Genomic DNA, 16,951 nt, shown 5'->3' with positions numbered 1-16,951 from the left:
CGACCGCCGACGGGCAGAACAAAAGAGCGACCCGGAGATCCGCCGCTGTCTCAAGCGCTACACCGCGCGCCGACTGTTCCGGTTGATGGAAACCGCCGCAGCGCTTGACAGGCCATAGAAGCGTCAAGTGGAGCCCGACATGGTCGCCATGGTGGACATGGCCGTGGCCGGTTCAACCTGCGCGACGAGTGCTAAGGCCTGCGGCGGGCGAAGAGGATTGCCCCTGGAACGCGCTCGTCAGGGTCGAGCAACAGCTGGGCCTCGACGGTGAATCCGGCATCGCGTAGCCAGGCTGTCACCCGGTCTGGCTGGCGCCGGTGCACGTAGACCTTCATCGGATGACCACCATAGCCCTGTGTCTTCAGCCGGGACTCATCTCCGACGTGAAAGCCGAGCAACAGAGGTCCACCGGGACGCAGCACTCGCCGGAAGTGGCCAAGAACTGCAGGAATCTCGTCGTCGGGAATGTGGATCAATGACCAGAAGGCGAGCAGGGCGACGACCGACGCGTCGGCGAGTTGCAGGTTCGTCATCGAGCCCACGTCGAACTGCAGGTCGGGGTGTTCCCGCCGAGCAATCTCGATCATTGCGGGTGACAGATCGATGCCGAACACGTCAACGCCGAGCTTGTGCAGGTGGGCAGTGACGTGTCCTGGTCCGCAGCCCATGTCCGCCACCGGTCCGCCCCCGACGGCGTGGACCAGGTCGGCAAACAACGCCAGAGCCGCGCGTAGATAGGTCTCGCCAGCCAGAGCCCCACGTGCGAAGTCGGAGTAGCTGTCGGCGACCGTGTCGTAGGAGGTCCGGGTGTCCGCCAGCCAGCCTTCAGCGTTCATGATGAGTGGACGCCAAGAACTCGAAGGTGACCCGCGAATGACGCTGCAAGGCTTTCGAGGATTGCCTTGCCCTTGTTGGCGGTACCGAGGGAGGGCCGGCCGATGATGCCGGCAGCGGTGTACTTCCGCATGCCCAGGGCGAGCAGGTGCTTACGATCGTTGGCGATCCAGTCGGCTGTCTCGTTGCCGGGCCGTACCACCTCGGGCCAGACGTGCAGCAGGATCGAGGTCTCCAGCTCGCCGCCGTGCATGTCCTCGTGGCTGTCGCTGGTCAGCTCCGCTGCCTGTCGCGCGGTCTCCCGGTCCTGCCTGGTCGGGAACAACGTCATGCGGACGCCGTCGGTGTTGGCCTCCTGCGCGGTGGCGGTGGTGAGCAAGTCAGTCACGCTGTACTCCTACGCGGCACCGGTGAGCGCGTTGAGGCGCTGGTCGTCTCAGATACTGCCGGATCTTTACGCCAGGGCGCCAGACGGGACCGGAGTCGGTGAAGTTCACGGACGGCGCGAATCGAGGTGGCCGACCGGACCAGGGACATCACTTCCTTCGGGTCGTTGCTGGCTGACCTCGACGTTCACCCCCGGGTGGCGATGCAGATCCTCCGGCACGCCCAGTTCTCGATCACCATGGAGATCTACACGCAGGTCTCGTCGGAGCAGACTCGCGAGGCGCTGCGTCGGCTGGGGAAAGCCTCGGATGAGCTACTGCGGTACTTTGCTGCTGTACGGCCCACCCGAGCGATCATGGAGGCGGCGCATACCGGACCTGACCTGGTGTCTTGGTGGGCCGGAGGTACCACCATGCGAACCACAGCGCCACTATCGCCGGTGGCCTACTGCCGCTTCGTCTGCGCAGGTCACGGCACCAGAGTGGGACTCAATGACAGATCTCCAGGCACCTTACTGCCGTGGTCGAAGGTGATCCGGTCGCTGCTGTCGACGGTGGTTCCGTGCCGCTCCAACGAAACACGACGAGTCTTCTTCGGCCTGCGTCGGGTCTCGCCCTCAAGCCGCCTCGTCGCGCGGCTCGAACCTGACGCTCAGCCCCACACCCAGCGCGGCCGCCAAACGCTCCAGCACCGGCAAGGTCGGCACGGTCCCACCCGCCTCGAACCGAGCCACCGCCGACTGCGTCATTCCCGAAGCCTCCGCGAGCCGCGACTGACTCCAACCCCGCCGCTCGCGAAGCTCCCGCACCGTGCGACCGAGTTCGAACGCCAGCCGCGCCGCGTCGTATGCTTCAGCGGCTCCGGGCTCGGCCATGCGCCGGTCGCGCATGGCCGCCCAGTCTGTCCGTTCATCCATGGCCTAGCCCTCCTTCTCTTCGACGCGGTGCGCCTCGTCGATACACCGGGCCAACGCCCGGCGTGCCCGGTCAATCTCTCGCTCGTCGCGCATGCGCGTCTTGCGGAACACCGTCAGCAGGATGATCCGCTTGTCGGATGCGATCCAGTAGGTGATCCTTACCGCCTGCCGCTCCAGGTAGAACCGCAGTTCACGCAACTTTCCATCAAGCTGCTTTGTGTACGGCTCCCCCAACAGCGGGCCCTGCTCCGCCAACAGATCAACATAGAACGCTGCCCTGGCGAACAGTGCGGTCGGCAAGCCCTCCAGCACTTCTCGACCTCCGGCTCCAGTTCAACCGCACCCCAAGCCATAGCAGCAATGCTATACCAACGAGGAGTGGCAGGTCAGCACGACCCAGGCGGCGGCCAGCACTGCCCGGCGCTCCTCGACGGTGGCCCGGCCGGGTGGATTGAGCCGGCATGACCCAATCCGCCCATCCAGCACGAACGGGACCAGCACACCCACGGCCCCGGTTCGCACGCTCACCGCGCAAGCGGAGGCATCACCATGCGAAACGTGCCGAACACCAGGCCAACGTTCGAACGATCAACCCGCTGACCAGCACATTCCCCACCTGGAATCCCCTGCTCGGAGGACAGCGCTGACAGCGATCCCATACCTGCAGAGTGGGGCGGGTGGGACTCGAACCCACGACCGGAGGATTATGAGTCCTCTGCTCTAACCGGCTGAGCTACCGCCCCGGCGCGCACAGCTTACCTAGCCGTACCACGATTCGGCGTACCCACTGTCGGCGCCACGCGGCATCTCCTGCGACGACGAACGCCCACCCTGAATCGGGTGGGCGCTGCTTGGTGGCTCCCCCATTTGGACTCGAACCAAAAACCTGCCGGTTAACAGCCGGCTGCTCTGCCAATTGAGCTATGGGGGACTGCTGTCGACCTTGCGAGTGCGACGCGACAAGAGTACACAACAACCCCCCTCCGCGCGCTACCGGGTTCCCCCGACACGCCGGAGATCATCGGCACGCCATCGGGAGACCACCGGCACAGCCCCGGACGTCTGTCGGCACGGCCCCGGAAGACCGCCGACCCTGACGCCGGGAGATCGCCAACAAGCCACGAAAGTGGTTAAACCTCATAATCCCCCTCACGTCCCCGGCTCACGTGTAGAGACACGACGAGCCGGGTACGGAGGGAACACGCAGGCAGGCGCGAGCGGTCCCAGCGGCGGACCCGACATGTGCTTCGCGTAGAAGGAGGAGTCGCTTATGCGCGGCAAGCTGATGTTCCTCGCGGGCCTCGGTGCCGGGTTCGTGCTCGGCACCCGGGCAGGGCGCGAGAAGTATGAGGAACTGGTTCAGACCGCACGCAAGGTACGGGAGAACCCCACGGTCCAGGAGGCCGCCGGGGTCGTCCAGGAGCAGGCCAACAAGATTGTTTCTGGCGGCAAGGAGAAGCTGAGCAACAGCAAACTGGCCGAGACCAGGGTTGGCGAGCGCCTGCTCAGCGCCATGGAGACCGAGCCCGAGACCAGCCGCACCGAGCCGCTGGCCACGAGTGGGATGACGCGGTCGACGGGCACCACCGGGACCACCGCCGCCCCCGGGACCACGGGGACGACGACCACCGGCACCGCCACGACGACTCCGCGGACCCCCGGCTCCAACGCCACCACGACCGGTGAGGCCGCCACCACGGCCGGCGGCGCCACCACCACGCCGAGGAGCGGCGGCAGTCGCTGATCCGCACAGCCGACACCGGCTACGGGCAGCCCCCGTTGAACGGGGGCTGCCCGTCGTCATATCCGTCGCCGGACGGCTTCGGGACAGAAGGTCGGCGACCTGCGGGTGGTGTGGTCCCGGCAGCTGCCGGCCGAGCCGTCGTCGGTGACGATCATCCGGCATGCGGCGGGTCGGTACTTCGCGTCGTTCGTCCTGCAGACCGCCGACGAGCCGCTTCCCGAGCTGGACACCGAGGTCGGCATCGATCTGGGGCTGACGCACTTCGCGGTGCTGTCGGACGGTACGAAGGCCGCCCGCGCGCCCGCGAAGGTGGCCGACACCCGGCGGGACTGGCAGCACAAGCTGTCCACGACGATCATCCGCGACAACCAAGCGGTGTACGTCGAGGACCTGTGCGTGATCGGTCTCGGCCGGACCCGACTGGCGAAGTCCGTCCACGACGCGGGCTGGGCATCCTTCGTCGGGATGGTGGAGTACAAGGCCGCCCGGCACGGACGGAACTTCCGGAAAATCGACCGGTTCGCGCCCACGTCGCAGACGTGTTCGGTGTGCGGCTGGGTCGACGGACCGAAGCCGCTGAACGTCCGCATCTGGACCTGCCCGTGCGGTGCGGTTCACGACCGGAACGTCAACGCGGCGATCAACGTGCTCGCGGCGGGACGCGCCGAGAGCCTAAACGCCTGTGGAGTGCAGGTAAGACCGGCACCCGTGTCGGCACCGCGCCGGGAAGCAGGAATCCCCCCGGGCGCTGCGCGCAGCGCGGAGAGAATCCCCGTCCGTTAGGGCGGGGAGAACGTCACGTGCAGAGCAGCCCGGTCATCCGGCGACTGGCGATCGTCAGGCCGACGGACGCGAGCGCGACCAGATATGCCGTGTGACCGAGCAGGCCCCAACCGAGCGCACCGGTCGTGAAGCCGCGCAGCAGCTCCACGCCGTGGTAGAGCGGAGTCAGCTGGACCACGATCTTCATGCCCCACGGGTACGAGTCAGCCGGCGCGAACGTGCCGGAGAACAGGAACAGCGCGAACTGCACCACCATGATGTAGTCGAAGTCCTGCCAGCTCCGCACGAAGGTGGCGATGGCCATGCCCATGCCGCCGAAGGCGAAGCCGACGATCACGGTGGCCGGGAACGTCGCGAGCGCCCAGCCGGCCGACGTCAGGCCCATGCCGACCATGATTCCGAGGAAGGCGACCGAGTAGATCGAGCCCCGCAGGAGGGCCCACATGAGCTCGCCCAGCGCGACCTCGAACGGCTGGACGGGGGTGGCCAGCACGGCGTCGTAGAGCCGCATGTACTTCATCTTCCCGAACAGATTCATGGTCGTCTCGGCCAGCGCCCCGTTCATCGCCGAGGCCGCGAGCATCGCGGGCGCGACGAATGCGGCGTACGGGATGGTGCGCCCGTCGGGCAGCATGAAGTGCTTGATCAACGCACCGACGCCGAGGCCGATGGAGAGCAGGTAAAGCACCGGCTCGAAGAAGCCGGAGACGAGAACCCACCAGTACCCGAAGTGGCGGGCGGCCGCCACGTTGCGCCCGGTGACCGCGGTGGCGCGCCGGAAGCGCTGATCGGCACGGGCGGCCACGCGCGGCAACAGGAGGGTGACCATCGGAATTCCTCTCCGTCACTCCGCCAGCCGGCGGCGGAAGCGGTACGTCGCGAGCAGGTATCCGGCCACGCCCCACGCCACCAGGTAACCGACGTGCGCCCATGCGCCCCACGCGGTGGCGGTGCCGAGCGTCGCCGCGCGGGTCAGCTCCACGCCATGCCACAGCGGCGAGACGTAGGCGAGGACCCGGGCCCACAGCGGCAGCGAGTCGACGGGGAAGAACACCCCGGCGAACAGCGTCATGGGGATGACCGCGAAGCGGAAGAGCACCGCGAACATGCCGTCGGTGCTGATGCTGGCGCTGTAGGCGAAGGTCGGCGCGGCCACGGCGAGCCCGACCAGCAGTGACACCGGCAGCGCGGCCGGCGCCCACGCCGAGTGCAGCACGCCGAAGAAGCCCATCACGATCAGGAACCCGACCGCCGACAGCGCGACGCGCAGCAGCACGTACCCGAGGTGTCCGCGCACCATGTCGGACACCCGCACCGGCGTCGCCCGCATCGAGTGGTACATCCGGTGCCACTGGAAGCCGGAGAACACCGGCCAGGTGGACTCCCCCATCGCCACCTGCAACGCCGTCGAGGCGAGCAGTCCCGGCGCGATGAAGTCGACGTACCGCACGCCCAAGCCCCCGGCCCGGTCGACGTACCCGCCGACGGTGAAGCCCATAGCCAGCAGGAACAGCACCGGCAGCAGGAACGAGCTGGCCACCGAGCCGCGCCAGGTGCGCCGGTAGTTCACGAGCTGGTGTTCGAAGACCGCGTACGTCGGGTGGGCCATCGTCAGTCCACCAGCGTCCGGCCGGTCAGGTGCAGGAAGACATCTTCGAGGCTGCTGCGGCGCACGAGGACGCTGGACGGCCGCAGGGCCCGGTCGGCGACGGCGGCCACCGCCCGGTCGCCGTCGGCGGCGTAGAGCAGGATGCGGTCGGGCAGCAGTTCGAGCCGCTCGCCGATGCCGTCCAGTTTGCCAAGGTAGGAGTCGAGCGTGGCTTCGGAGAAGCGCAGCTCCACGACCTCGCGGGTGGAGTACCGCTCGATGAGCTGCCGGGGCGAGCCCTCCGCCACGATCTTCCCGCCGTCCATGACGACGAGCCGGTCGCACAGCTGCTCGGCCTCGTCCATGTAGTGCGTGGTGAGCACGAGCGTCACGCCGCGCTGCTTGAGCTGGAACAGCCGCTCCCACACCAGGTGGCGGGCCTGCGGGTCGAGACCGGTGGTGGGCTCGTCGAGCAGCACGATCGCCGGCTCGTTGACCAGTGCCCGGGCGATCGTCAGCCGCCGCTTCATGCCGCCCGACAGCGGCTCGACCTTGTCGCCCGCCCGCTCGGTGAGCTGGACGAACTCGATCAGCTCGTCGGCGCGCCGTCGGGCCACCTTGCGCGGGATACCGAAGTACCGCGCGTACACGGTGAGGTTCTCCCGGACCGTCAGCTCCGGATCGAGCGAGTCCTGTTGCGGGCAGACGCCCAGCCGGGCGCGGATGGCCGGCCCCTCCCGCACCGGGTCCATGCCGAGGACCCGCAACGTGCCGTCGGTGGGCGCGGACACGCAGCCGATCATGCGCATCGTGGAGGACTTGCCGGCACCGTTGGGGCCGAGGAAGCCGAACGCCTCCCCGGCGCGGACCTCGACGTCGATGCCGGCGACCGCGGTGAAGTCACCGAAGCGTTTCACCAGGCCATGGGCGGCGATGAGGGGCTCTGCGGCAGACACGTACGGACCCTAACCCGGCCGTACGACAGATCCCCACCGATATTGCGCCGCCTCAACCCCCGACGAACGGTCCCGGGTGTGACGTCACAGGTCGGCGCTGTCCAGGCTCGACCTGGCCGCACCGACGAGTTCGGCGGTCGCCGCCCGTACCTCGTCGGAGTCCGGGTCGACGCCGTCGTCGTACCGGACCGTCCAGCGCAGCCCGTTCACGCCGGGTACGCGCCGGGCGACCACCCGCACTCCCCCGCCGCCGGGCAGCGGGTGATGCCGGGTGTACGGGATCGACTTCATCACCCGGGTGTGCACCTGCGCCGGTACCGTGCCCGGGTCGGCGAGGGTGTGCACGGTCGCCGGCCGGTCGGTGACCACCGCGTACTCCTCGGTCGTGGTGATCTCCCGGGACGCCACCAGGGTGAGCTGACGCCCGGACCAGGTGGCCTTGTGGATCTCGTGCCAGCCCAGCCGCTCCGGCGCACCGGGCAGCCAGATGCCGTGGTTGGTGACCACCACGACCTCGTCGTCCACCGCTGCCGCCCAGGCGACGATCCGTTCCTCGGGGCCGAGGGCCGGTTGCCGGCCGGCCGGCAACCTCCGGCGTCGAAACAGCGCCACCTACAGACCTCCCGCCGCCTGGTTGCGCAGTGCGCGCGCGTGCTGTTCCAGTGATACCAGCTCACCGAAGAGCCGCAGGTGCTCGTCGGCGTTGGCCACCGGGTTGAGCCGCTGCAGCTTGGACTTGAGGTCGGCGATGCGGCGGTTCACCGAGGGCAGCTGCAACCGGCAGAGCGTGATCGTCACGTACTGCGGGTCGGGCTCGCCGGCCAGGTGCGGCGGCTCCACCGCCAGCTCCGCGACGAGCGCCTTCGCGGCGAGGTCCGCGCAGCAGTCGCGGACCTGGTCGACCCAGCTCACCCCGCTGGTGGCCGGCGCGGCGCCGCCCGCCTCGGCGATGGCGGCCCGGACCGCCGCGTGTACCGGGTGGCCGTAGTAGGTGGCGTCGACCTCGTCGAACATCGGTCCGGCGAGGACCGGGTTCTGCAGGGCCAGCTTCAACGCCTCCCGCTCGACCATCCGCTGCGGGCCGTCGGTCCCGGGGTCGGCCTCCACCCGGCGCGGGGCCGGCGCGGGTGCGGCCCCTCCCCGGGCGGCCTGCGCCACGAACCGCTGGACGGTGTCGAGCTCCATGCCGAGGTCACCGGCGAGCTTGCGGGTGTACTCGGGCTGCAGCGCCCGGTCCTTGATCTTGGCGACCAGCGGGGCGGACGCGCGCAGCGCCGCGACCCGGCCCTCGGCGGTGTCCAGGTCGAAGCGGGACCGCACCGACCGCAGCGCGAACGCCAGCAGCGGTTCGCGCCGCGCCACCAGGTCCCGCACCGCGACGTCACCCTTGGCCAGGCGCAGCTCGCAGGGGTCCATGTTGTCCGGGCCGACCGCGATGAACGTCTGCGCCACGAACTTCTGGTCGTCCTCGAACGCCCGCAGCGCCGCCTTCTGTCCGGCCGCGTCGCCGTCGAACGTGAAGATGATCTCCCCGCGGTACGTGTCGGTGTCCATCAGCAGCCGGCGCAGCACCCCGATGTGGTCGGCACCGAAGGCGGTGCCGCAGGTCGCGACGGCGGTCGGCACGTCCGCGAGGTGACAGGCCATCACGTCGGTGTACCCCTCGACGATGACCGCCCGGCCCTGCTTGGCGATCTCCCGCTTGGCCTGGTCGATGCCGTACAGGACGTGGGACTTCTTGTAGATCGGCGTCTCGGGGGTGTTGAGGTACTTCGGCCCGTCGTCATCGTCGAACAGCTTGCGGGCGCCGAAGCCGATGACGTCGCCGGAGATCTCCTTGATCGGCCACATCAGCCGGCGGCGGAACCGGTCGATCAGGCTGCCGGAGCGGGCCTCCCGGGCCAGACCGGCGGTGACCAGCTCCTCGCTGGTGAAGCCGTTGCGCCGCAGGTGCTTGGTGAGCAGGTCCCAGGCGTCCGGGGCGAAACCGCAGCCGTACCGCTCGGCGGTGGCCCGGTCGAACCCGCGTTCGGCCAGGAACTCGCGGGCCCGCCGGGCACCCGGCGTACCGAGCTGCTCGGCGTAGAAGCGGGCCGCCTCGGCGTGCGCGGCGACCAGGCGCTGGCGCTGGCCGGTCTGGCGGGCCGGCGCCGGCCCGGCCTCCTCGTAGCGCAGCTGCACGCCGGCCCGGCCGGCCAGCCGCTCGATCGCCTCGGCGAACGTGAGGTGGTCGATCTCCATCACGAAGTTGATCGAGTCGCCGCCGGCACCGCAGCCGAAGCAGTGGTAGAAGCCGCGGGTCGGGGTCACGTTGAACGACGGCGACTTCTCGTCGTGGAACGGGCACAGCCCCTTCAGGTTTCCGCCTCCGGCGGACTTGAGCGTCACGTGCTCGGAGATCACGTCGACGATAGAGGTCCGCTCCCGCACCAGCGCGATGTCCTCATCGCGAATCCGCCCTGCCAACGCCCGCGTCACCTCCTCGTACATCCTGCCCGATGCCCGGCGGCGGTCGCCGCCGCCCACGGGTGCGCCGCGCTGCTACCTTCGCCACTGATGAGACGACCCGCACCGGCGGCCCGGCTACCCAGGCTGACCAGACCGCTGATCAGACGGCTCGCGCTGCTCGGGCTGGCCGCGGCGGTCGTGCTGCTCGCGCCGTCCGGCTGGCTGCGGCTGGCGTCGGTCGGACACGTCCATGCCGGGACCGGCGCCGTCCGGGCTCCCGTCGTGATCGTGTTCGGCGCCCAGCTGGCACCCGGCGGGACCCAGCCGATGCCCTTCCTGCGCGGCCGGCTCGACACCGCCGCCGGGCTGGTCCGGTCCGGGCGGGCGACGGCGGTCCTGGTCTCCGGCGACGCGCACGGCGGCTCCGGCGACGAGGTGACCGCGATGAGCCGGTACCTCGCCGACCACGGGGTGCCCGAGCGGCGGATCGTCGCCGACGGGTACGGCCTGGACAGCTACGACACCTGCCGGCGGGCCCACGACGTGTACGGGGTACGCCGGGCGCTGCTGGTCAGCCAGGGTTTCCACCTGCCCAGGGCGGTGGCCCTCTGCCGGGCGATGGGCGTCGACTCCGACGGCGTGGCCGCCGGGTGCGCCGGCTGCCAGCAGGTCACGATCGTGTACAACACGGTGCGCGAGGTCCCCGCGGCGTGGAAGGCGCTCTACGACCGGGTCAGCGGCCGGCCACCGGCGGTCTCGTCCCCGCCGAACCAGGAAATCGCCGCGGCCCTGCGGGACTGACCGCGCGGGCGGCCGGCACCGGCGACATCCCCTGGAGCGGCCGGCACCGGCGACACCCCACGCCGGGACCGGTCGGCACCGGCCACACCGCGACCGCGGAGCCCGCCGACACTTGCACCGTATTGTCCGGTTAATGGCAAATATGTGACGGCTTGCCCAGCCTTCCACCGCCGCGGCCGATGTGACCCTCCGGACAGCAGATACGAGGACGAGCCCCCGGGCGAACTCCTCGCGCATCACAGGAGACCCACATGAACGGCGCCGCGCGTGACAGCTACCAGGAAGGGCGGCGCTCGATCGACGCGCCGCGTCGAGGACTGCGCTCCTTCGACGACCCGAGCTTCCGTACCCGCATCTTCGCGATCGTCGCGATCCTCGCTCTCGGTACCGGCTTCGTGGCCGTAGCGGCCGCCATCGGCGACAGCGCCGTCGACCGGCGCCAGACGGAGTGGGACCGGTCCGTCCGCGCCTCGGAGCGCGCCGAACAGGGCCGCTACCAGCTCCTCTGGCTGGCCAACTGGCAGAACATCACCGCCTGGAAGGCGCGTACCGACGGCGGCGCGGCCGCGGCGGCCGTGGGCGGCGACAACCTGAAGAACTACCAGGCCGGCGTCGATGGGTTCGAACAGGACATCTTCGGGCTGGACCGCACCCGGCTGACCCCGGAGGGCCGCCAGAACCTCGACCGCATCCGCGAGCAGTGGGACAGCTTCCTGCATTACAACGACCAGATCTTCGCGCTGTGGCGGGACGGCAAGCTCGACGAGGGTGACGCCGTCTCCGGCGGGCCGAAGTGGAACATCTTTTTCGACATCTCCACCTCGCTGGACAAGCTGCGCGCCTCGGTGCAGGCTCAGGAGGCGGCTAGCAAGGCCGCGATCGTGGCCACCCGTACCTCCACCAACCGGGTCACCATGACCGTGGCCGCGGTCGCGGTCACCGTCGGCGTCCTGCTCGCCTGGTTCGTCTCCGGCCGGCTGATCAGCGGCCTGCTCCGGGTGCGCCAGGGCCTGATGCGGCTCGCCGACGGCGACCTCTCCGTCACCGTCCCGGTGCGCTCCCGCGACGAGGCCGGCCAGATGGCCGACGCGCTCAACACCGCGGTGGGCAACATGGCCGGCGTGGTCGCCGGCATCACCGCCACCGCACAGACCCTCTCGGCATCGGCCACGGAGATGACCGCCTCCATCCGCGAGATCGCGCACAACGCCAACGAGGCCGCCCGCGTGGCGTCCGAGGCGGTCAAGGTCGCCGGCCAGACCCACACCACCGTCGCCAAACTCGGCGACTCCTCCACCGAGATCGGCAACGTCATCAAGCTGATCACCTCGATCGCCGAGCAGACCAACCTGCTCGCGCTCAACGCCACGATCGAAGCGGCCCGGGCCGGGGAGTACGGCAAGGGCTTCGCCGTCGTCGCCAGCGAGGTCAAGGAACTGGCCCAGGAGACGGCGCGGGCCACCGACGACATCGCCCGCCGGGTGGCCGCGATCCAGTCCGACACCACCGGCGTGGTCGACGCGATCGACGAGATCTCCCAGATCATCAACCGCATCAACGACTACCAGGCCACCATCGCCTCCGCGGTCGAGGAGCAGACCGCCACGACCGGCGAGATCAACCGCAACGTCAGCGAGGCCGCCACCGGCTCCGGACAGATCGCGGTCAACATCACCAGCGTCGCCTCGGCGACCGCCGCCACCACGACCGGCGCTGCCCGCAGCCGGCAGGCCGCCGCCGAACTGGCCCGCCTCTCCGACGACCTGGGCGCGCTGGTATCGCAGTTCCGCCTCTGACCCGGGACGGGACCCCCAACGTCGCAAACATTGCGGCATCGGCGACGCCTGATGCCGCAATGTTTGCGACATTGCCTGGATCTTGGGCGTTGCCGGAAGCACGCGGGGCGCCCTCCTCGGTACCGGGTCGACCACCGCCACGCCGGCGCTGCCCGGTTTGGCGTTATTTGTCCTCATTGGTCCGACTCGGCTTGATTCGGTGGCGGTGATCGGCACCGCGCCGGTTCGGCAATCTTCTCGACACTTGTCGTTTCAAGCGACACTTGTCGTTTCAAGCGGTACTTGTCTTTTCGAGCGGCTAACGCAATCGCTGCTTTCGATCAATCGGCTCCGGGTACCCGTCGGCGGCACATCCATACACCCGTTGCCGAAGGGGGCGTCGTGACGCAGGAGCGCGACCGTGGGGTGGTGTCCCGTCGACAGGTGCTGACCGCCGCGGCGACCGGCGTGGGGTGGACGCTGGCCGGCCGGGTCGGCGCCGCGTCCGCCGCCGGCCCGGCTACCACGGCGGGCGCGGGGGCGGCGGTGGCGTCCGGCGTGGGGCCGGCACCCGCCGACTTCCCGGCCGGCATCGAGCCGTACCGCCAGGTGTACCGCAACTGGGCCGGTGAACTGGTCGTCGACGACGTGTGGACGTGCGCACCCGGTACCCCGGACGAGGTGGTGACGCTGGCCAACTGGGCGCACACGCACGGGTACACGCTGCGCGCGCAGGGGTTCCGCCACGGCTGGTCGCCGCTGACGGTGACCGCCGGCGGCGCCGACCGGGTGGTCCTGGTGGACACCACGCGGCACCTGACCGGGATGTCCCTGACCGGGAACTCGGTCCGGGTACAGGCCGGCGCGGCGATGGAGGACCTGCTCGGGTACCTGGAACGGGCCGGCCGCGGCCTGCTGGCCACGCCCGCGCCCGGTGACCTGTCGGTGGGCGGCGCGCTCGCCGTCGACGGGCACGGCACCGCCGTCCCCGCCGACGGCGAGACGCGACCCGCCGACACCACGTACGGCTCGCTGAGCAACCTGATCCTGTCGCTGACCGCCGTGGTGTGGGATCCCGCCGCCGGCGGGTACGTCCTGCGCACGTTCGACCGGGCGGAGCCCGACTGCGGCGCGTTCCTGACCCACCTCGGCCGCGCCTTCGTCACCGAGGTGGTCCTGCGGGTCGGCGCCGACCGCAACCTGCGCTGCGTGAGCCAGGTCGACGTGCCGGCCGCCGAACTGTTCGCCGCACCGGGGTCGGCCGGGCGTACCTTCGCGTCGGTGCTGGACGCGACCGGCCGGGCCGAGGCGATCTGGTTCGCGTTCACCGCGAACCCGTGGCTGAAGACGTGGCGGGTCAGCCCCGCCCGTCCGCCGGCCAGCCGGCCGGTCAGCGGGCCGTACAACTACCCGTTCTCCGACAACGTGCCCCGGCCGGTCGCCGAGCTGGCCGGGCGGGTCGTCGCCGGCGAGTACTATCTCGCCCCGGTGTTCGGGCAGGCGCAGTACGACACCACCGTCGCCGGGCTGGCGGCCACCGCCTCGGCCGACCTCTGGGGCGCGTCGAAGAACCTCCTGCTGTACATCAAGCCGACCACGATGCGGATGCACGCCAACGGGTACGCCGTCCTGTGCGCCCGTGCCGACGTCCAGCGGGTGGTGCACGAGTTCACCCGGTTCTACTCCCGGCGGCTGGACGAGTACGCGGCGGCGGGCCGTTTCCCCGTCAACGGGGCGCTGGAGATCCGGGTGACCGGCCTGGACCGGCCGGGCGACACCGGTCTACCCGGCGCGGTGCCCGCCGCGCTGTCGGCGCTGTCCCCGCGCCCGGACCACCCCGACTGGGACGTGGCGGTCTGGTTCGACGTGCTCACCCTGCCCGGCACCGCGTACGCCGGGGAGTTCTACCGCGAGGTCGAGCAGTTCCTGTTCACCACGTTCGCCGGCTCCTCGGCCGCGACCCGGGTGGAGTGGTCGAAGGGCTGGGGCTACACCGACCGGGCGGCCTGGTCGGAGCCGGCGACGCTGACCGGCAGGATCCCGGCGTCGTTCCCCGCCGGCCCGGACACCGGCTGGCGCTGGGCGGTGGACACGCTCGACCGGTACGACCCGCACCGGGTCTTCACCAACCCGTTCCTGGACGCCCTGCTGTCCTGACCGGGCACAGCCCGGCGGCGGGGCGCCAGCGGCGGCGTCCGCGCCGGCTCAGCGCACGAGTCGGCGGTGGCCGCGCCGGCTCAGCGCACGAGCCGGCGGTGCCAGTCGACGGCCGCCGGGTCGGTGAGGCTGGCCACCTGGTCGACCACGACCCGCAGCCGGGCGTCGTCGTCGGCCGCGGCCCGCCAGCGCGGGGCGAAGACCGGGTCGAGCGCCTCCGGGGCGCGCCGGCACAGCACCTCCACCAGGTCCCGCAGGATCTCCTGCTGGCGGTCGCGCCACGAGGCGACGCCCGCGCGGCGCATCACGTACCGCAGGGCGATGCCTTTGAGCAGCGCGCACTGCGCCCGGATCCGGCGGGGCACGACCAGGTCGCAGGCGTACCGGTGGAGCGGCCCGTCGCCGTGGCGCTCCCGGGTGGCCGACACCGCTCCGGCGATGAACCGCCCGGTGAGCACGCTGGTCACCCGTTTGAGCCCGACCTGGGCGCGGTGGCTGCCGTCGTAGTCGTCGAGCGGGGTGAACAGCGGGTCGGCGAGCAGCTCGTCGAGGACGGCCGCCAGGTCCGCCGGAGACTCGGCGGAGTACGCGGCGGCCACGTCGGCGCAGAGCGCCGCCCGCTCGTCGGCGTCCTTGCGCAGCCGGGTCAGTGGCACGTACCCGCCGTAGACGCCGTCCTCGACGTCGTGCACCGAGTAGGCCACGTCGTCGGCCCAGTCCATGACCTGGGCCTCCAGGCAGCGCCGGCCGTCCGGGGCACCGGCGCGCAGCCACTCGAAGACCGCCGCGTCCTCGGCGTACGCGCCGAACTTGCGGGTGCCGGGGCGGCGGTACCACGGGTACTTGGCGACCGCGTCGAGGCTGGCCCTGGTCAGGTTGAGGCCGGCCGAGCCGCCGTCGGCGTCGAGGATCTTGGCTTCCAGGTTGGTGAGTACCCGCAGCGTCTGCGCGTTGCCCTCGAAGCCACCGCAGTCCCGCGCGGCCGCGTCGAGCGCCTCCTCGCCGGTGTGCCCGAACGGCGGATGGCCGAGGTCGTGGGCGAGCCCGGCGGTGTCGACGATGTCGGGGTCGCAGCCCAGCCGCTCCCCCATCTCGCGGGCGATCTGCGCGACCTCCAGCGAGTGGGTCAGCCGGGTGCGCAGGAATTCGTCCCCGCCGGCCGTGTGTACCTGCGTCTTGGCGGCCAACCGCCGGAAGGCCGCCGAGTGCAGCACCCGGGCGCGGTCGCGCTGGAAGGGGCTGCGCCAGCCGGCCTCGACCGGGCGTAGCGGGTCCTTGGCCGTCTCCGGCACGAACCGCTCGGTGTCGTGATCGCTCACCTGCCGAGATTATCCGCGCCGGCCGACGGTTCCGCCTCGGACACGGCCTCCGCCGGCGGCGGGGGCTGGTGCATGGTCTCGATCGTCGGGGTGACGACCACCTTGACGGCCGCCGCGATCGGGATGGCCATCAGCGCGCCGACCACGCCCAGGACGCTGCCGCCGATCAGCGCGACCAGCAGCACCGCCACCGCGGACAGGTCGACGGTGTTGCGCAGCACCCGCGGCGCGATCAGGTAGTTCTCAAGTTGCTGGTACACCACGAAGAAGATCAGCACGATCACGCCGGCCGGCCACAGGTCGACGGTGAAGAACGTGACGAGTACGCACAGCGCCGCCCCGAGGGTGGCACCGATCAGGGGGATCAGGTCGGTGATTGCCACCGCGATCGCGAGCGGCAGCGCGAACGGCACCTTCAGGATCGCCAGGCACAGGAAGGCCGAGACCCCGGCGAACAGGGAGATGATCAGATTGCCGATCATGTAGGCGCCGACCTTGTCGACGACGATGTTGGCGATCTCGGCGACCTGCGGGCGCCGCCGGTGCGGGAACAGGCGGACCAGGCCGCGCCGCATCCGCGGCATGTCGGCCATGAAGTAGATGGCGAGCACCAGCACGGTGACCGTGGACAGCAGCGCGCCGAAGAACTGCTGCACGAAGCCGAGCGCGCCGCCTGCGATCCGCGTGGGCAGGTCGGCGACGAACGCGCTGAGCCGGTTGGTCAGGTTGTACCGGTCGCTGAGCTCCCGGAAGGTCCTCGACTCCTCGGGCAGCCGGCGCAGGTAGTCCGGCACGTTGGAGATGAGCTTGCCGCCCTGCTCGACCAGCGGCGGCACGATCGACCAGATGAAGACGCCGAACAGCGCGAGGACGACCAGGACCACCAGCGTGACCGCGACCGGGCGGCCCATCCCGCGCCGGACCAGCCAGCGCACCGCCGGGTCGAGGCTGACCGCGATGAACAGCGAGATCAGCACGAGCACGAGGATGCTGCGCACGGTGTAGAGCGCGTACAGGCTCAGCAGGACGGTGAGCACACCGAGGGTCGCCGCCGCGGCCCACCGGAAGACCAGACCGGGCGGTACGAGTCGGGCGAACCCCGCGGGGCCGGACGCCCGGTCGACGCCCGCGGCATCCATCGGCTCGTCGCGTCCTCCCTGCGGTTTCTCTTCCACGGCGGTCATACGCACACGATGCCAGCCGACAATCCGGAAGTCCAAGACGGCGGCCGGTCACGCCGTGC

General features: G+C 70.5%; 17 protein-coding genes, 2 tRNA genes and 1 pseudogene. 6 read left to right on the top strand and 14 right to left on the bottom strand.

Annotation, left to right across the window (positions count from 1 at the left end):
* Positions 1-191: 191 nt before the first annotated feature.
* The gene (locus ACNTMW_RS22545) at positions 192-836 is read right to left on the bottom strand and encodes a class I SAM-dependent DNA methyltransferase (protein WP_426635718.1); all 645 of its coding nucleotides are present in this window, start codon (positions 834-836) and stop codon (positions 192-194) included.
* Complete coding sequence (locus tag ACNTMW_RS22540; RefSeq protein ID WP_426635717.1) at positions 833-1,222, bottom strand: creatininase family protein; 390 nt, start codon at positions 1,220-1,222, stop codon at positions 833-835. The genes ACNTMW_RS22545 and ACNTMW_RS22540 overlap by 4 nt, the downstream gene beginning before the upstream one ends.
* Positions 1,223-1,363: 141 nt before the next feature.
* Here ACNTMW_RS22540 and ACNTMW_RS22535 point away from each other — a divergent pair.
* Positions 1,364-1,525 (top strand): annotated as a pseudogene (locus ACNTMW_RS22535) (site-specific integrase); the annotation flags it as partial.
* A 312-nt stretch (positions 1,526-1,837) separates the two neighbouring features.
* Here the strand turns inward: ACNTMW_RS22535 and ACNTMW_RS22530 are convergent.
* From ACNTMW_RS22530 to ACNTMW_RS22510, 5 genes are all read right to left on the bottom strand, one after another.
* Positions 1,838-2,137 carry a helix-turn-helix domain-containing protein gene (locus ACNTMW_RS22530; protein ID WP_426635716.1) on the bottom strand — a complete coding sequence of 100 codons (300 nt, stop codon included), beginning with the start codon at positions 2,135-2,137 and terminating at the stop codon, positions 1,838-1,840.
* A 3-nt stretch (positions 2,138-2,140) separates the two neighbouring features.
* Positions 2,141-2,449, bottom strand: coding sequence for a type II toxin-antitoxin system RelE/ParE family toxin (locus ACNTMW_RS22525; RefSeq protein ID WP_426635715.1), 309 nt, complete (start codon positions 2,447-2,449; stop codon positions 2,141-2,143).
* Between the two features lie 51 nt (positions 2,450-2,500).
* Positions 2,501-2,665: a hypothetical protein gene (locus ACNTMW_RS22520; protein WP_426635714.1), complete on the bottom strand. Its 165-nt coding sequence runs from the start codon at positions 2,663-2,665 to the stop codon at positions 2,501-2,503.
* Between the two features lie 141 nt (positions 2,666-2,806).
* A tRNA-Ile gene (locus ACNTMW_RS22515) sits at positions 2,807-2,880 on the bottom strand.
* A gap of 112 nt (positions 2,881-2,992) precedes the next feature.
* Positions 2,993-3,068, bottom strand: a tRNA-Asn gene (locus ACNTMW_RS22510).
* 339 nt (positions 3,069-3,407) lie between these two features.
* Between ACNTMW_RS22510 and ACNTMW_RS22505 the strand changes: the two genes are divergently transcribed.
* Together ACNTMW_RS22505 and ACNTMW_RS22500 are read left to right on the top strand one after the other, a co-directional pair.
* Positions 3,408-3,881 carry a hypothetical protein gene (locus tag ACNTMW_RS22505; protein ID WP_426635713.1) on the top strand — a complete coding sequence of 158 codons (474 nt, stop codon included), beginning with the start codon at positions 3,408-3,410 and terminating at the stop codon, positions 3,879-3,881.
* Between the two features lie 108 nt (positions 3,882-3,989).
* Positions 3,990-4,664, top strand: coding sequence for an RNA-guided endonuclease InsQ/TnpB family protein (locus ACNTMW_RS22500; protein ID WP_426635712.1), 675 nt, complete (start codon positions 3,990-3,992; stop codon positions 4,662-4,664).
* 13 nt (positions 4,665-4,677) lie between these two features.
* Here ACNTMW_RS22500 and ACNTMW_RS22495 read toward each other — a convergent pair whose 3' ends face one another.
* The 5 genes from ACNTMW_RS22495 to dnaG all read right to left on the bottom strand — a co-directional run bounded on the left by ACNTMW_RS22495 (position 4,678) and on the right by dnaG (position 9,698).
* The gene (locus tag ACNTMW_RS22495) at positions 4,678-5,493 is read right to left on the bottom strand and encodes an ABC transporter permease (protein WP_426635711.1); all 816 of its coding nucleotides are present in this window, start codon (positions 5,491-5,493) and stop codon (positions 4,678-4,680) included.
* Between the two features lie 15 nt (positions 5,494-5,508).
* On the bottom strand, positions 5,509-6,273 hold the full coding sequence (locus tag ACNTMW_RS22490) for an ABC transporter permease (protein WP_426635710.1): 765 nt from the start codon (positions 6,271-6,273) through the stop codon (positions 5,509-5,511).
* Positions 6,274-6,275: 2 nt separating this feature from the next.
* A complete protein-coding gene (locus tag ACNTMW_RS22485; RefSeq protein ID WP_426635709.1) occupies positions 6,276-7,208 on the bottom strand; it encodes an ABC transporter ATP-binding protein in 933 nt (310 codons plus the stop codon).
* Between the two features lie 84 nt (positions 7,209-7,292).
* On the bottom strand, positions 7,293-7,820 hold the full coding sequence (locus ACNTMW_RS22480; protein WP_426635708.1) for a hypothetical protein: 528 nt from the start codon (positions 7,818-7,820) through the stop codon (positions 7,293-7,295).
* On the bottom strand, positions 7,821-9,698 hold the full coding sequence (dnaG, locus tag ACNTMW_RS22475) for a DNA primase (protein WP_426635707.1): 1,878 nt from the start codon (positions 9,696-9,698) through the stop codon (positions 7,821-7,823). It abuts the gene before it with no gap.
* Between the two features lie 66 nt (positions 9,699-9,764).
* On the opposite strand from dnaG, the gene ACNTMW_RS22470 reads away from it, so the two are divergent.
* The 3 genes from ACNTMW_RS22470 to ACNTMW_RS22460 all read left to right on the top strand — a co-directional run bounded on the left by ACNTMW_RS22470 (position 9,765) and on the right by ACNTMW_RS22460 (position 14,389).
* The gene (locus ACNTMW_RS22470; protein WP_426635706.1) at positions 9,765-10,457 is read left to right on the top strand and encodes a SanA/YdcF family protein; all 693 of its coding nucleotides are present in this window, start codon (positions 9,765-9,767) and stop codon (positions 10,455-10,457) included.
* 251 nt (positions 10,458-10,708) lie between these two features.
* Positions 10,709-12,253, top strand: a complete 1,545-nt coding sequence (locus ACNTMW_RS22465) for a methyl-accepting chemotaxis protein (protein ID WP_426635705.1) — start codon at positions 10,709-10,711, stop codon at positions 12,251-12,253.
* 381 nt (positions 12,254-12,634) lie between these two features.
* Positions 12,635-14,389 (top strand): cholesterol oxidase substrate-binding domain-containing protein, encoded by a 1,755-nt coding sequence (locus ACNTMW_RS22460; RefSeq protein ID WP_426635704.1) that lies wholly within the window; start codon positions 12,635-12,637, stop codon positions 14,387-14,389.
* An 80-nt stretch (positions 14,390-14,469) separates the two neighbouring features.
* Here ACNTMW_RS22460 and ACNTMW_RS22455 read toward each other — a convergent pair whose 3' ends face one another.
* Both ACNTMW_RS22455 and ACNTMW_RS22450 read right to left on the bottom strand, forming a co-directional pair.
* Positions 14,470-15,708, bottom strand: a complete 1,239-nt coding sequence (locus tag ACNTMW_RS22455; protein WP_426635703.1) for a deoxyguanosinetriphosphate triphosphohydrolase — start codon at positions 15,706-15,708, stop codon at positions 14,470-14,472.
* On the bottom strand, positions 15,705-16,892 hold the full coding sequence (locus ACNTMW_RS22450) for an AI-2E family transporter (protein ID WP_426635702.1): 1,188 nt from the start codon (positions 16,890-16,892) through the stop codon (positions 15,705-15,707). Before ACNTMW_RS22450 ends, ACNTMW_RS22455 begins: the two co-directional genes overlap by 4 nt.
* Positions 16,893-16,951 lie beyond the last annotated feature (59 nt).

This window comes from Planosporangium spinosum, assembly GCF_049999945.1.
GTDB classification, from domain to species: Bacteria; Actinomycetota; Actinomycetes; order Mycobacteriales; family Micromonosporaceae; genus Planosporangium; species Planosporangium spinosum.
The sequence above is the reverse complement of the archived record's forward strand: the minus strand, read 5'-3'. Positions and strand labels throughout refer to the sequence as shown.

What these genes read in the sequence shown, in the direction of transcription:
- ACNTMW_RS22530 (WP_426635716.1), bottom strand. Translation starts at nt 2,137, where the DNA reads ATGGATGAACGGACAGACTGGGCGGCCATGCGCGACCGGCGCATGGCC.
- dnaG (WP_426635707.1), bottom strand. Translation starts at nt 9,698, where the DNA reads ATGTACGAGGAGGTGACGCGGGCGTTGGCAGGGCGGATTCGCGATGAG.
- ACNTMW_RS22505 (WP_426635713.1), top strand. Translation starts at nt 3,408, where the DNA reads ATGCGCGGCAAGCTGATGTTCCTCGCGGGCCTCGGTGCCGGGTTCGTG.
- ACNTMW_RS22450 (WP_426635702.1), bottom strand. Translation starts at nt 16,892, where the DNA reads ATGACCGCCGTGGAAGAGAAACCGCAGGGAGGACGCGACGAGCCGATG.
- ACNTMW_RS22470 (WP_426635706.1), top strand. Translation starts at nt 9,765, where the DNA reads ATGAGACGACCCGCACCGGCGGCCCGGCTACCCAGGCTGACCAGACCG.
- ACNTMW_RS22495 (WP_426635711.1), bottom strand. Translation starts at nt 5,493, where the DNA reads ATGGTCACCCTCCTGTTGCCGCGCGTGGCCGCCCGTGCCGATCAGCGC.
- ACNTMW_RS22490 (WP_426635710.1), bottom strand. Translation starts at nt 6,273, where the DNA reads ATGGCCCACCCGACGTACGCGGTCTTCGAACACCAGCTCGTGAACTAC.
- ACNTMW_RS22545 (WP_426635718.1), bottom strand. Translation starts at nt 836, where the DNA reads ATGAACGCTGAAGGCTGGCTGGCGGACACCCGGACCTCCTACGACACG.
- ACNTMW_RS22465 (WP_426635705.1), top strand. Translation starts at nt 10,709, where the DNA reads ATGAACGGCGCCGCGCGTGACAGCTACCAGGAAGGGCGGCGCTCGATC.